This is a genomic window from Nocardioides silvaticus (assembly GCF_003160695.1).
GTDB lineage: Bacteria > Actinomycetota > Actinomycetes > Propionibacteriales > Nocardioidaceae > Nocardioides > Nocardioides silvaticus.
In genome coordinates, this window is record NZ_QGDD01000004.1 from 1 (window position 1) to 13,780 (window position 13,780).

A 13,780-nucleotide genomic window follows, 5' to 3' on the forward strand; every position below is an offset into this window, starting at 1 on the left:
GCACGCCGCCAGCGTTCGTCCTGAGCCAGGATCAAACTCTCCATAAAAAGCTGAACCCAGCAAGAACCAAACAAACTAGCATTCGCCAGAATCATTTGACTTGCCAAAAACCACGAACACCCACACCAAGATGCAGATGCCGCACAAACAAATCACAACGACATAAATTGCATGACACACTGTTGAGTTCTCAAACATCACACGCACACCGCGGCCGGCTCTCGCCAGGGCCCTCGGGGCAACCTGTGAAACTTTACCGGCGAGGCTTGGGGCCGTCAACTCCGCGACATCAGTGTGTCGGCGGGAGCTGCCGGCCGCGAAGCCGCTGCCGTGTCGTGGCACAGAGCTGACCAGGGACCTGTTGCCTCTCGGCGGGTTTGGGAGCCGCGTGCTGCGACGTGGAGGAAGTTATCAGCACCCCGGTGGTCCGATGCAAATCGGGGTGCACCTCCGCCGGGAACGGCGCTCAATCGCCCTCCGCACGGGGGTGTCGGCGGTACGGCGAGACGGTCGGATCGCCCACCGCCCAGAACCGCCAGGGCCGTCCCGCGGCCAGCCGCAGACCGGTGCGCGGACCGCTGGCGACCTCCGGTGGCGGCTCCCCCGGTGTCAACGTGACCTCCCCGTCCGTGAGGTCGGTGCCGTAGTGGTCGAGCCGGATCCCGAGCGCCTTGCACAGCCTCCCGGGACCCCGGGCCAGGTCGCGGTCGATCACGCCGGGACGGTGGGCCCGGGCGACCTCCAGGCCGTCCACGACCTCACCCGCCCGCATCAGCACCGCGCTCGCCGTGCCCTCGGGTCCGACGCTGACGTTGGCGCAGACGTGGATGCCGTGGCTGAGGTAGCAGTAGAGGAAGCCCGGCGGTCCCCACATCACCTGGTTGCGGGGGGTGGGCCCGCGGAAGGAGTGCGACCCGGGATCGGCCGGGCCGGCGTACGCCTCCACCTCGGTCAGCCGTACGGCGACCGGCCCGTGCCGCAGCACCGCGCCGAGGAGCCGCGGTGCGACCTCCTCGACGGGACCGTCCAGGAGCTCAGCGAGCGCGCTCACGCACCGCGTCCAACGCAGCCCGGGCGTCGGCGACCCGGCTCCGCAGCTCGGCGAGCTGCTCGGCCACCCGCGTGGGTGCGGTGCCGCCGCGGCCGTCGCGCGAGGAGACCGACCCCTCGACGGTGAGCACCGAACGCACCTCCGAGGTCAGGTCCGGCGAGATGGCGGCGAAGTCGTCGTCGGTGAGCTCGTGCAGCTCGATGCCGCGCTGCTCGCACTCCCGGACGCAGGCACCGGCGACCTCGTGGGCGACCCGGAACGGCACGCCCTGCCGCACCAGCCACTCTGCGATGTCGGTCGCGAGCGAGAAGCCCTGCGGGGCGAGCTCGGCCATCCGGTCGACGTCGAAGGTGAGCGTCGCGACCTGCCCGGTGAAGGCGGGCAGCAGCACCTCGAGGGTGTCGATGGAGTCGAATACCGGCTCCTTGTCCTCCTGGAGGTCCCGGTTGTAGGCCAGCGGCAGCGCCTTGAGCGTCGTCAGCAGGCCGGTCAGGTTGCCGACCAGCCGGCCGGACTTGCCACGGGCGAGCTCGGAGATGTCGGGGTTCTTCTTCTGGGGCATGATGCTCGACCCGGTCGACCACGAGTCGTGCAACGTGACGAAGGCGAACTCCTTGGTCGCCCACAGGATCACCTCCTCGGCGATCCGGCTGACGTCGACGCCGGCCTGGGCCGCGACGAACGCGAGCTCCGTGACGAAGTCACGGGACGCGGTGCCGTCGATGGAGTTCGCGGTGGACCCGGTGAAACCGAGCTCGGCGGCAACCAGCTCGGGGTTGAGGCCGAGGCTCTGCCCGGCGAGCGCGCCCGACCCGTACGGCGAGTCCGACTCCACCCGCCGCCGCCAGTCGGCGAGCCGGTCGACGTCGCGCAGCAGCGCCCACGCGTGCGCCAGCAGGTGGTGCGAGAGCAGCACCGGCTGCGCGTGCTGGAGGTGCGTGCGCCCCGGCATGATCGCTACCAGGTGCTCCTCGGCCTGTCCGGCGAGCGCGTCGACGAGGTCGAGCAGCAGGCCGCCGACGATGGTCGAGTGGTCGAGCAGGTAGCAGCGGAACAGCGTGGCGATCTGGTCGTTGCGCGAGCGGCCCGCGCGGAGCTTGCCGCCGACCTCGGTGCCGACCTCCTCGATGAGGAGCCGCTCGAGCGCGCCGTGGACGTCCTCGTCCGACGGGTCGGGTACGACGGTGCCCGCGGCGATGCCGTCCGAGAGCGCGTCCAGCCCGCGATGGAGCTCGGCCTCCTCGGCCGGCGTCAGCAGCCCGGCCGCACCGAGCGCCTTGGCGTGGGCGTGGGACCCGGCGATGTCGTAGTGCGCCAGCCGCCAGTCGAAGTGCGTCGACCGCGAGAGGGCCTCGAGCTCGGGCGAGGGTCCACCGGCGAACCGGCCGCCCCACAGCATCCCGGCGTTCGTGCTCACACCGCACCTCCGATCGTGTCGATCGCGACCCGCATGGCGTCGATGAGCTCCGCCGACGCGGCCGTGCCGTCCGCGGCCAGGCCGTCGGGTGTCCACCAGGCCGAGCCCAGCATGTTGCCCGTCTCCGCCTCGACCAGGTTGTCGAAGGTGACCTCGACGGTCTCCTCGAGCGGCAGCGCGAAGAAGTGGGCGTCGTTGACGTAGTCGCGCCCGTCCCAGGTGAACGGCTGCTCGGCGCGGAGCACCGGGCCCACCAGCTCGTCGGGGACGATCACGATCCCGGTCTCCTCGAAAAGCTCGCGGGTGGCTGCCTCGGTCAGCGACTCCCCCGGGTCGACGGCGCCGCCCACGCTGCCCCAGTAGAGGACGCCGGGTGCGGCGGGGTTCTGCTCGTGCAGCAGCAGGACCCTGCCCTGCGGGCTGACCGGGAGCACGCGGGCCGCGAGCCTCAGCTGGTCGGATGCACTCATCAGTCGGTCCCGAGCTCCATCGCGGCGTCGTCGAGCATCGCCTCTTCGTCACCGGTCAGCTCGGGGTTGGCCGCGATCCGCTCGGCGCCTCCCGACTCGATCTCGCCGTAGAGCACACCGTGCTCCACCGCGACCAGGCCCTGGTGCATGGGCTGGTCGGCGTACTGCTCGAGCTTGGCCCGCGAGTCGGCGATGTCGAGGTTGCGCATCGTCAGCTGGCCGATCCGGTCGGCCGGGCCGAAGACGGCGTTCTCGGTGCGCTCCATCGAGAGCTTCTCCGGGTGGTAGGAGAACGCCGGTCCGTCGGTGCTGAGGATCGTGTAGTCCTCGCCCCGCCGCAGGCGCAGCGTGACCTCGCCGGTCACCAGCGAGGAGATCCAGCGCTGGATCGACTCACGCAGCATGAACGCCTGCGGGTCGAGCCATCGGCCCTCGTAGAGCAGCCGGCCGAGCCGGCGCCCGCTCGCGTGGTAGTTCTCGATCGTGTCCTCGTTGTGGATCGCGTTGAGCAGCCGCTCGTAGGCGATCCAGAGCAGCGCCATGCCGGGCGCCTCGTAGATGCCGCGGGACTTCGCCTCGATGATCCGGTTCTCGATCTGGTCGGACATGCCGAGCCCGTGCCGACCGCCGATCGCGTTGGCCTCGAGGACGAGGGCGACCGCCCCGTCGGCCCCGTCGTACCGCCTGCCGTTGATCGTCACCGGTCGCCCGGCCTCGAACCCGACGGTGACGTCCTCGCTGGCGATCTCCACCGACGGGTCCCAGAACTTCACGCCCATGATCGGCTCGACGGTCTCGAGCGACACGTCGAGGTGCTCGAGCGTCTTGGCCTCGTGGGTGGCGCCCCAGATGTTGGCGTCGGTGGAGTAGGCCTTCTCCTTGCTGTCCCGGTAGGGCAGGTCGTGCTCGGTGAGCCACTGGCTCATCTCGGCGCGGCCGCCGAGCTCGTGCACGAACTCCGGGTCCAGCCACGGCTTGTAGATGCGCAGCTCGGGGTTGGCGAGCAGGCCGTAGCGGTAGAACCGCTCGATGTCGTTGCCCTTGAACGTCGAGCCGTCGCCCCAGATGTCGACGCCGTCCTCGTGCATGGCGCGGACCAGCATCGTCCCGGTGACGGCCCGGCCGAGCGGGGTCGTGTTGAAGTAGGCGCGGCCGCCGGAGCGGATGTGGAAGGCGCCGCACGCCATCGCGGCCAGGCCCTCCTCGACCAGCTCGCGGCGGCAGTCGACGGCGCGCGCGATCTCGGCGCCGTACTCCAGGGCGCGCGCGGGCACCCCGGTGATGTCGGGTTCGTCGTACTGGCCGATGTCCGCGGTGTAGGTGCACGGGACGGCGCCCTTGTCGCGCATCCAGGCCACGGCGACGGAGGTGTCGAGCCCGCCGGAGAAGGCGATGCCGACGCGCTCGCCCTTGGGCAGGGTGGAGAGGACCTTGGACACTTACTGATTCCTTTCGGCAAGGGCGAGGAACTTGTGGGCCAGGGCGTCGCCGCCGGCGGGGTCGCGACCGATCACCAGCACGGTGTCGTCGCCGGCGATGCAGCCGAGCACGTCGGGGAGCTCGACCTTGTCGATGGCGCTGGCGAGGAACTGGGCCGCACCGGGCGGCGTACGGAGGACGACGAGGTTGGCGCTCGCCTCCGCGCTCGTGAGCAGCTCGGCGCACAGCCGCGCCAGCCGCTGCGAGGACGCGGCGCTCTCGCCGTGGATCGGCGTCCGGTCGCCGCCCTCGGCGGGGACCGCGTAGACGAGGACGCCGGACGCGAGCCGGACCTTGACGGCCTCGAGCTCCACCAGGTCACGGCTCAGCGTCGCCTGGGTGACGTGGACGCCGCGACTGCCGAGCAGCTCGGCGAGCTCGGTCTGCGAGCGCACCTCGCGGCTGCCGAGCAGGTCGGTGATCAGCTGCTGGCGGGCGCTCTTGGTCATCGGGGTCAGGGCGCGCTCGCTCACGGCGAACCTCCTCCGCTCTCGTCACGGCGCGCGTCCAGCCACGCGAGGACCGCCTTCTGGGCGTGCCGGCGGTTCTCCGCCTCGTCCCAGACCACGCTCTGCGGGCCGTCGATGACAGCGGCCTCGATCTCCGAGCCGCGGTACGCCGGGAGGCAGTGCAGCACGATCGCGTCGGGCTTCGCGTGCGTCAGCAGCTCGGAGGTGACGGCGTACGGCGCGAACGTGGCCCGCCGCGCCTCGGCCTCCTCCTCCTTGCCCATCGAGACCCAGGTGTCGGTGACGACGACGTCGGCGCCGCTCACGGCCGCCACCGGATCGGTGGTGACCTCCGAGGACCCGAACGCCGGTGCGTAGCCGTCCGGACATCCGAAGACGACCTCCATGCCCGCGATCGCGCCCGCGAGGGCCCACGAGTTGCCCATGTTGCAGGCGGCGTCGCCGAGGAAGGCGACCTTCAGGCCGGCCAGCGAGCCCTTGTGCTCCTGCACGGTCAGCAGGTCGGCCAGCAGCTGGCAGGGGTGGAACTCGTCGGTGAGCGCGTTGACCACCGGCACGCCGGCGTGCGCCGCCATCTCGTCGATCCGGTCCTGGCCGTGGGTGCGCCAGACGATCATCGTGGCCTGCCGCCCGAGCACCCGCGCGACGTCGGCGACCGACTCGCGCTTCCCGATGCCGGCGAGGTTGCCCTCGACCAGCATCGGGTGGCCACCGAGCTCGGCGATGCCCGCCGAGAAGGACGCCTGGGTGCGCAGGGTCGGCTTGTCGAACACCATCGCGATCGTGCGCGGGCCGGTGAACGGCTGGTGCTCGAACGGCTTGGCCTTGAGCTCGGCTGCCAGCGCCAGCACCGCTGCCTGCTCGTCCGCGGTCAGGTCGTCGTCGCGGAGGAAGTGCCTCATGCGCCCTCCTCGGCGGTCGAGCCTGTCGATACCCCCGCTGAACCGAGGATCCCTGGCCAGACGGCGAGGAAGCCGTCGACGTCCTGGTCGGTCAGCACCAGCGGCGGCGCCAGCCTGATCCGCTCCGGGGTCGGGGCGTTGAGGATGTAGCCGGCGTCCTGCGCCGCTGCGACGACGTCGGCGGCCTTCGGTTCGACGAGGTCGAGCCCGATGAGCAGCCCGGCGCCGCGGACCTCGGTCACCCGCGGGTCGTCGGCAAGGCCCTCGCGGAGCCTGGCCCCGGTCGCCGCCGCGTGGGCGAGCAGACCGTCGTCCTCGATCGTGTCGAGGACCGCGAGTGCGGCCGCCGCGGCCACGGGGTTCCCGCCGAACGTGGTGCCGTGGTTGCCGGGGTCGAAGAGCTTGCCGGAACCTCCGGTCGCGATGCAGGCACCGATCGGGATGCCGCCGGCGAGGCCCTTGGCGAGGGTGACGATGTCGGGGGTGACCTGCTCGTCGACCAGGTCGGGGTGCTGGTGGGCGTACCAGGCCCCGGTCCGCCCGACACCGGTCTGCACCTCGTCTAGCCACAGCAGGGCCCCGTGATCGTGGGCGATCCGATGGGCTGCGGGCAGGTAGCCGGTCGGAGGTACGACGACGCCGGCCTCCCCCTGCACCGGCTCGACCAGCACGGCGGCGGTCCGCTCGTCGATGGCTGCCTCGAGCGCGGCCGCGTCGCCGTACGGCACGAAGACGACGTCACCGGGCAGCGGCTCGAACGGCTCGCGGTAGGCCTGCTTGGACGTCAGCGCGAGCGCGCCCATGGTCCGGCCGTGGAAGCCGCCCTCGGTCACGACCACCCGGGTGCGGCCGGTGCGGCGGGTCAGCTTGAAGGCGGCCTCGTTGGCCTCGGCGCCGGAGTTGGTGAAGAACACCTTGGTCTCGAGGGGCTCGACCGCCGAGCCTGTCAGCAGGGCGCCCAGGCGCTCGGCGAGCTCGACCTGCGGCCGACTGGCGAAGAAGTTGGAGATGTGGCCGAGGGTGCCGAGCTGCTCGGTCACCGCCGCCGTCAGCCGCGGGTGGGCGTGACCGAGCGCGTTGACGGCGATGCCGCCGAGCAGGTCGACGTACTCGCGGCCGTCGGCGTCCCACACGTGGGCGCCCTCACCGCGGGTGAGGACCAGCTTCGGCGGACCGAAGGTGTTCATCAGCGCGCCGGCGTACCGCTCGGTCCAGGACTGGGTGATGGTCATGCGCCGATCTCCCTGGCCTTCCGGGTCTTGGTGGTGACGCCGGGCAGCACCTGCGTGCCGACGCCCTCGTCGGTGAACAGCTCGAGCAGCACGGCGTGCGCCTGCCGGCCGTCGACGACGGTCGCGCGCTGCACGCCGCCCTTGACCGCCTGCAGGCAGGCGCCCATCTTCGGGATCATCCCGCTCGCGAGCGTGGGCAGGATCTCCTCGAGGGCCTCCGGCGCGATCTCGCCGATGACCTCCTCAGGGTCGGGCCAGTCGAGGTAGAGACCCTCGACGTCGGTGAGCACGAGCAGCTTCTCGGCGCCGAGTGCGACGGCGAGGGAGGCCGCGGCGGAGTCGGCGTTGACGTTGAGGACCACCCCGCCGACGTCGGGGGCGACGCTGGAGACGACCGGGATCCGGCCGGCCTCGATCAGGTCGAGCACGGACTCGGGGCGCACCTTGGTCACCTCGCCCACGAGCCCGAGGTCGACCTCCTCGCCGTCGACGACGGTGCCGGTGGCCTCGGCGGTGAACAGGCCGGCGTCCTCGCCGGACAGGCCGACGGCGAGCGGGCCGTGCTCGTTGATCAGGCCGACCAGCTCGCGCTGCACCTGGCCGACGAGCACCATCCGGACGACGTCCATCGCTTCCGGCGTGGTCACCCGGAGCCCGCCGCGGAACTCCGAGGCGATGCCGAGCCGGCCGAGCATCTGGGAGATCTGCGGGCCACCGCCGTGCACCACCACCGGCTTGAACCCGGCGAACCGGAGGAACGCGATGTCCTCGGCGAACGCCGTCTTCAGCTCGGGGTCGGTCATCGCGTTGCCGCCGTACTTCACCACCACGACCTTCCCGTGGTAGGCCTTCAGCCACGGCAGGGCCGCGGCCAGGGTGGAGGCCTTCTTCGGGTCGGGACGCCCCGGGTCGTGGAGCGTGCTCTCGATCTGGATGTCGTCGCTCATGAGCTGTAGGCGCTGTTCTCGTGGACGTAGGCGTGGGTCAGGTCGTTGGTCCAGACCGTCGCCTCCGCGGAGCCTGACTTGAGGTCGATCGTGACCGTGACCTTCCGGCCCGTGAGGTCGATGGTCGCGGGGTCCTCCCCCGGGCCCGAGCTCCGGCACACCCAGACGTCGTTCATCGCGACGTCGAGGTCGGCGGGGTCGAACTCCGCGCTCGTCGTGCCGATGGAGGCGAGCACCCGGCCCCAGTTGGGGTCCTTGCCGAAGACCGCGGCCTTGAACAGGTTGCTCCGTGCGACGCTGCGGCCGACCTCGATCGCGTCCTCCTCCGACGCCGCGTTGAGCGTGGTGATCGCGATCTCATGGTCCGCGCCCTCGGCGTCGGCGAGCAGCTGCATCGCGAGCGAGGTGCACACCTCGGTGAGCGCGGCGGTGAACTCCTCGACGCCCGGCGCGATCCCACTGGCGCCGCTGGCCAGCACCGTCACCGTGTCGTTGGTCGACATGCATCCGTCGGAGTCGACCCGGTCGAAGGTGACCCTGGTCGACGCCCGCAGCGCCGCGTCCAGATCGGCGGCGGGCACGACGGCGTCGGTGGTGATCACGACGAGCATGGTGGCCAACTGCGGAGCGAACATCCCGGCGCCCTTGGCCATCCCCCCGATGGACCACCCGTCCCGCTCCACGACGACCTGCTTGCTGACGGAGTCGGTGGTCATGATCGCGTGAGCGGCGTCGTCACCGCCGTCGGAGGAGAGGGCCGCGTGGACGGCGTCGACGCCGGCGAGCAGCGTCGGCCGGTCGTTGCGCAACCCGATCAGGCCGGTCGAGCAGACGACGACGTCCACCGCGCCGATGCCGAGGTGGGAGGCGACCCGCTCGGCCACCTCGTGGGTGGTCTGGAAGCCCTCGGCGCCGGTGTAGCAGTTGGCACCGCCGGAGTTGAGGACGACCGCCCTGACCACGCCGTCCTTGACGACCTGCTCGCTCCACAGGACGGGGTTGGCCTTGCAGCGGTTGGCAGTGAAGACGCTGGCGGAGTCGAAGCGGGGGCCCTGGTTGACGACGAGGGCGAGATCCTTGCCGCCGCCGGCCTTCAGGCCGCAGTGGACGCCGGCGGCGACGAAGCCGGCGGGAGTGGTGACGCTCATGTTCGTGGGGTTTCCTTCGGGTGCGAGCCGGACCGGCCCAGGTCGAGCGGGCTCAGTCGGCGGGGACGGCGGGGGTGACGTCGTGCCCCGATCGTCGCCACGCGTCCTCGGCCCGGTCCGCGTCGTTCTTGGGCACCAGAATCCAGTCGGTGTCGAAGGTGGAGAGTGCGAACACGCTCACGCCCGCCTCGGCGAGCGGCGCCAGCAGCGAGACCAGCACTCCCGTGACACCCGACGACAGGTCGAAGTCGGCGGAGCCGTCCTCCGGCAGCACCGCGAACGCGGTGTAGGGCTTGTGGTGTCGCGCCTTCTTCGGGACGTCCCGGGCGGCGCACACCACCGAGGTCTCGGTCGCGGTGGCGGTCACCGAGAAGATCGACGACGACTCCGCCCAGGCGGGGATGTCGGCGCCGGGGCCGAGCTGTACGACGGCGAGGCTCTCCGGGTAGCGGGCCAGGGTGTAGGTCACGGTGCGACTCCTACGGTCGAGAGGCCGGTGGTCTCGTCGTACCCCAGCGCGAGGTTGAGGCACTGCACGGCAGCGCCGGCGGTGCCCTTGGCGAGATTGTCGACCGCGCCGACGGCGACCAGCCGGCCGGCGGCCTCGTCGACGGTGACCTGCAGGTGGACGGCGTTCGACCCGACGACGGAGCCGGTCTGCGGCCACTGGCCGGGGGCGAGCAGGTGGATGAACGGCTCGTCGGCGTAGGCCTTCGCGTAGACGTCGTGCGCCTCGGCGGCGGTGAGCGGACCGGCGAGCGGCGCGGTGACCGTGGCGAGGATGCCCCGCGGCATCGGCGCGAGCAGCGGCGTGAAGCTGACCTTCACCTGCGCGTCGGTGAGCCCGCCGAGGTTCTGGGTGATCTCCGGCGTGTGGCGGTGCACGCCGCCGACGCCGTACGCCGTCATGCTGCCCATCACCTCGCTGCCGAGCAGGTGCGGCTTGGCGGCCTTGCCCGCGCCGCTGGTGCCGGAAGCGGCGACCACGACGATGTCGGGGGTCACCAGGCCCGCAGCGACGGCGGGAGCGATCGTGAGCGTGGAGATGGTCGGGTAGCAGCCCGGGACGGCGACCCGCCGCGCACCGGCCAGCAGGTCACGCTGACCCGGCAGCTCGGGGAGGCCGTAGGGCCAGGTGCCGGCGTGGTCGCTGCCGTAGAACCGCTCCCAGACCTGCGCGTCCGCGAGCCGGAAGTCCGCGCCGCAGTCGATGACGACGACGGAGTCGTCGAGGTCGCCGAGCTGGGCGGCCAGTGGACCCGACTGCCCGTGCGGGAGTGCCAGCACCACGACGTCGTGGCCCGCCAGCGTCGCCACGCTGGTCTCGTCGAGGACCCGGTCGGCGAGCGGTACCAGGTGCGGCTGGAGCGATCCCAGCAGCTCGCCGGCGTTGCTGCCCGCGGTGAGCGCGCCGATCTCCACGTGCGGGTGGGCGAGCAGCAGGCGCAGCACCTCGCCGCCGGCGTACCCGCTGGCGCCGGCGACGGCGACCCTCACCCGTGGTGGATGACTCATGTGCATGACTATACAGAACTCTGTATGTTTCCTCGCAACCGGGTTCGGGAAACCGCTCGCCGTCGTCGGCGGGTCGCCGTAGCGTCCTGCCGCGTGACCCGACTCGAGTACCCGGACTACCTCGACCATATCCGCCGCGACTCGGCCCGGTTCCGCGAGGTTCTCGCGGACTGCGACCCCGATGCGCGCGTCCCGTCGTGTCCCGACTGGTCGGCCGACGACCTCCTGTGGCACCTCACCGGCGTCCAGCACTGGTGGCACGCGATGATCGAGAACCGGCCGCGGACGGCCGAGGAGATGGGGTACGCCGAGCCCGAGCGCCCCGAGGGCCACGCCGCCCTGCTCGCGGCGTACGACGCGGCGCACTCCGCGTTCGTCACCGCCCTCGAGGCGGCCGATCCGTCCGAGCCGGCGTACTCCTGGTCGGGCGACCCCGCGAACCACACGGTCGCGTTCACCTACCGGCGCCAGGCGCACGAGGCCCTCATCCACCGGCTCGACGCCGAACTGACCGCCGGGGTCGTGACGCCCCTCGACACCGCGCTGGCCGCCGACGGCGTCGACGAGGCGCTGGACTGGATGTACGGCAACCTGCCGCCCTGGGGCAGCTTCGACCCGCTCCCCCGCTACGTCGAGTTCCGGATGCCCGACGCCGGCGTCTCGGTCTGGACCCAGCCGGGGATCTTCGCCGGCACGTCGCCGGGCGGTGACGTCTACGCGGACGAGAAGGACATGCACGTCGTGCCGGCCCCGGAACGACCGGCCGACGTCGTGGTGGAGGGCGTGGCCGCCGCGCTCGACGCCTGGCTGTGGAAGCGCCGCGACGACGCCGGCATCGTCGTGACCGGCGACCGCGAGGTCTACGACTTCGTCCGGACCGTGCTCGACCACCCCATCGACTAATGATCCGACGACTCGCGATCTTTCTCGGCTCCCGCAACGGCTCCGATCCCCGCTTCGCCGACGAGGCCTACGACGTCGGCGTCCGCCTGGCCGAGCGCCGGATCGAGCTCGTGTACGGCGGCGGCGGGTCCGGCCTGATGGGGAGGATCTCCCAGGGCGTGCTGGACACCGGCGGCCGGGTCTACGGCGTCATCCCACGGTTCATGGTCGAGCGCGAGTGGGGACGGCTGCACGAGCCGGGCGTGCAGATGCACGTCGTCGAGACCATGCACGAGCGCAAGGCGATGATGGCCGAGCGCGCCGAGGCGTTCCTCACCCTGCCCGGTGGGCTCGGCACCCTCGAGGAGCTCTTCGAGGTCTGGACCTGGCAGACGCTGGCGCTCCACCGCAAGCCGGTCGGCCTGCTCAACACCGGTGGCTTCTGGGACCCCTTGGTCGGGACGCTCGGTCGGCTCGCCGACAGCGGCTTCATGGACCGCAGCACCGTCGACGACCTGGTCGTCGCGCCGGACCTCGACGGCGCGCTCGACGGCCTCAGCGCCCGGTTGCCCTGACTTCTGATCTTCCCGGTCCGCCGTCGGGTCAGCGGGTCCCCCAGGCGGGGATGCCGACCTCGCCCGGCGGCACGTCGGGCACGACGAGGTTGGTGCCGGTGCCGTCGGCCTTGAGCACGACGCTGGTGAGCACCTCCGTGCCGGTGTCGTCGACGACGGTCGCCGCGATCGCCGTGCCGTCCACCGACCAGGCGGGGTGGGCGTAGGGGCCGTCGACGACGAGCTGCGTCCCGCCACCGTCGAGGTCGAGCGTCCAGATGGCGCCCTCGGACTCGGCGGGCGTCGGCGAGGCGAGCAGCAGCAGCCGGCTGGACTCCTCGGAGTAGTCGAGGTGGCTCAGGTAGCCGGCGATGTCGACCGGCAGCTGCTCGGGCTCCCCGCCGTCGACGGAGACCCGCCAGAACGTGGACCCGACGTTCTCGTCGTCGACGCCGTAGATGAGCTCGGTCTCGGAGATCCAGATCGGCGTGCCCTTCACGTCAGGCTCCTCGACGAGGAGCTCGACCCCGCTGCCGTCGGGGTTCGCGAGCCAGAGGCCGTCAGGGTCGCCGTCGGGGTCGCGGTCCTCGTTGCAGAGCACGGCCAGGCGCGAGCCGTCGGGGCTCCAGGACGGCCGGCTCGCCCGGTGGCAATCGCTCTCCTCGGTGAACAGCGGCCGCTCCTCCGACGACTCCAGGTCGACCCGGATGATGACGTTGGCCGACTGGTAGGTCATCGTGCGTCGGTCGGGCGAGATCGACGGAAGCCGGGCGTCGATGCCGGCCCTGGTGACCGGCTCGTGCTCACCGGTCTGCGCATCGACCCGGTAGACGCGGGAGACGCCGTCCTGGACGTACGGCGCCAGCATCACGTCGTCGGGCACCAGCGCCCCTCGGTCGTCCGGCTCCCCGCTCCCGGTGTCGGTCACGCTCGGGTCGTCCGATCCGGTCGGGTCGTCGCCGTCGTCGTCGCGGAGCAGGAGGATCCCGGCCGCGACCAGCCCGCCGATCAGCAGCGCGACGAGCACGACGAGCAGGAAGACCCCGGCCCGGCTGGATCGCTGCTCGTGGATCACGGGCGGCGGCGCGCCGTGCTGCGGCGGCGGCGCCGCATAGGCCTGCACGTCGACCGTGGGTCCGGGGTCGGGAGATGGTGGGGCCGCGTCCGCCTGCGACGGCACCGGGACGCCCTCGTCGGACAGCACCTGGGTGCCGGGGCGCTCGGCGGTCGAGTGACCGGGCACGATCCCGGGGGCCGGGCCGTTCGGCGCGGTCGGCGGTACGCCGGCGGGCAGGGTGCCCGCGTCCGCGCGGAACATCCGCACCAGCGAGTCGTCGACCTTGCCGAGCGCGTAGGCGAGCGAGGCCAGTGCCCAGCAGGAGCGGGTCGGGTCGTCGGTGCCGCGGTCCCGCGCGAGCGCTGCGCCCGCCTCCCGGATGGCGGCCTCGGGAGCCGCACCGTGGTCGAGCACGTCGAGCACGCGGCGCAACGCCCCCAGCCGGACGGCGTCGACCAGCAGGTTCAGCTCACCCAGCGACGCCTCGTCCTCGGCCAGGAAGTCGTCGAGGATCCCCCGGAACTCCTCCGCCGAGTCGAACACGCCCGGACCGCGGGCCGACACGAGGTCGCGCAAGGAGTCGTGGAGCGCCATGGCGCACATCCTGTCAGGAGCCCCTGCGAAACCGCAGTGAAGGCGCCGTGAAACCGAGCGGC

14 protein-coding genes are annotated in these 13,780 nt (G+C 71.8%); 2 read left to right on the plus strand and 12 right to left on the minus strand.

The features are described from left to right. Positions 1 to 466 precede the first annotated feature (466 nt). Genes DJ010_RS09950 through argC form a run of 11 tightly spaced genes read right to left on the minus strand, consistent with a single transcriptional unit; the run spans position 467 to position 10,631 of the window. Positions 467 to 1,051, minus strand: a complete 585-nt coding sequence (locus DJ010_RS09950; protein ID WP_109693539.1) for a DNA-3-methyladenine glycosylase — start codon at positions 1,049 to 1,051, stop codon at positions 467 to 469. After that, positions 1,035 to 2,450, minus strand: a complete 1,416-nt coding sequence (argH, locus tag DJ010_RS09955; protein ID WP_109693841.1) for an argininosuccinate lyase — start codon at positions 2,448 to 2,450, stop codon at positions 1,035 to 1,037. Before argH ends, DJ010_RS09950 begins: the two co-directional genes overlap by 17 nt. A gap of 14 nt (positions 2,451 to 2,464) precedes the next feature. Further along, a complete protein-coding gene (locus DJ010_RS09960) occupies positions 2,465 to 2,938 on the minus strand; it encodes an NUDIX hydrolase (RefSeq protein WP_109693540.1) in 474 nt (157 codons plus the stop codon). After that, a complete protein-coding gene (argG, locus tag DJ010_RS09965) occupies positions 2,938 to 4,377 on the minus strand; it encodes an argininosuccinate synthase (protein WP_109693541.1) in 1,440 nt (479 codons plus the stop codon). Before argG ends, DJ010_RS09960 begins: the two co-directional genes overlap by 1 nt. After that, positions 4,378 to 4,890 carry an arginine repressor gene (locus DJ010_RS09970; protein ID WP_109693542.1) on the minus strand — a complete coding sequence of 171 codons (513 nt, stop codon included), beginning with the start codon at positions 4,888 to 4,890 and terminating at the stop codon, positions 4,378 to 4,380. Then, positions 4,887 to 5,789, minus strand: coding sequence for an ornithine carbamoyltransferase (gene argF / locus DJ010_RS09975; protein ID WP_109693543.1), 903 nt, complete (start codon positions 5,787 to 5,789; stop codon positions 4,887 to 4,889). The genes DJ010_RS09970 and argF overlap by 4 nt, the downstream gene beginning before the upstream one ends. Then, positions 5,786 to 7,021: an acetylornithine transaminase gene (locus DJ010_RS09980; RefSeq protein WP_109693544.1), complete on the minus strand. Its 1,236-nt coding sequence runs from the start codon at positions 7,019 to 7,021 to the stop codon at positions 5,786 to 5,788. The genes argF and DJ010_RS09980 overlap by 4 nt, the downstream gene beginning before the upstream one ends. Further along, a complete protein-coding gene (argB, locus tag DJ010_RS09985) occupies positions 7,018 to 7,968 on the minus strand; it encodes an acetylglutamate kinase (protein ID WP_109693545.1) in 951 nt (316 codons plus the stop codon). The genes DJ010_RS09980 and argB overlap by 4 nt, the downstream gene beginning before the upstream one ends. Then, positions 7,965 to 9,116 carry a bifunctional glutamate N-acetyltransferase/amino-acid acetyltransferase ArgJ gene (gene argJ / locus DJ010_RS09990; protein WP_109693546.1) on the minus strand — a complete coding sequence of 384 codons (1,152 nt, stop codon included), beginning with the start codon at positions 9,114 to 9,116 and terminating at the stop codon, positions 7,965 to 7,967. The genes argB and argJ overlap by 4 nt, the downstream gene beginning before the upstream one ends. A gap of 52 nt (positions 9,117 to 9,168) precedes the next feature. Further along, complete coding sequence (locus DJ010_RS09995) at positions 9,169 to 9,585, minus strand: ACT domain-containing protein (RefSeq protein ID WP_158282992.1); 417 nt, start codon at positions 9,583 to 9,585, stop codon at positions 9,169 to 9,171. Beyond that, positions 9,582 to 10,631 carry an N-acetyl-gamma-glutamyl-phosphate reductase gene (argC, locus tag DJ010_RS10000; protein ID WP_439331692.1) on the minus strand — a complete coding sequence of 350 codons (1,050 nt, stop codon included), beginning with the start codon at positions 10,629 to 10,631 and terminating at the stop codon, positions 9,582 to 9,584. Before argC ends, DJ010_RS09995 begins: the two co-directional genes overlap by 4 nt. 93 nt (positions 10,632 to 10,724) lie before the next feature. On the opposite strand from argC, the gene DJ010_RS10005 reads away from it, so the two are divergent. Further along, positions 10,725 to 11,534 carry a maleylpyruvate isomerase family mycothiol-dependent enzyme gene (locus tag DJ010_RS10005; RefSeq protein ID WP_109693549.1) on the plus strand — a complete coding sequence of 270 codons (810 nt, stop codon included), beginning with the start codon at positions 10,725 to 10,727 and terminating at the stop codon, positions 11,532 to 11,534. Next, positions 11,534 to 12,088 (plus strand): LOG family protein, encoded by a 555-nt coding sequence (locus DJ010_RS10010; RefSeq protein WP_109693550.1) that lies wholly within the window; start codon positions 11,534 to 11,536, stop codon positions 12,086 to 12,088. Before DJ010_RS10005 ends, DJ010_RS10010 begins: the two co-directional genes overlap by 1 nt. Positions 12,089 to 12,116: 28 nt before the next feature. Here DJ010_RS10010 and DJ010_RS10015 read toward each other — a convergent pair whose 3' ends face one another. Then, positions 12,117 to 13,718, minus strand: coding sequence for a TolB family protein (locus DJ010_RS10015; protein ID WP_109693551.1), 1,602 nt, complete (start codon positions 13,716 to 13,718; stop codon positions 12,117 to 12,119). Positions 13,719 to 13,780 lie beyond the last annotated feature (62 nt).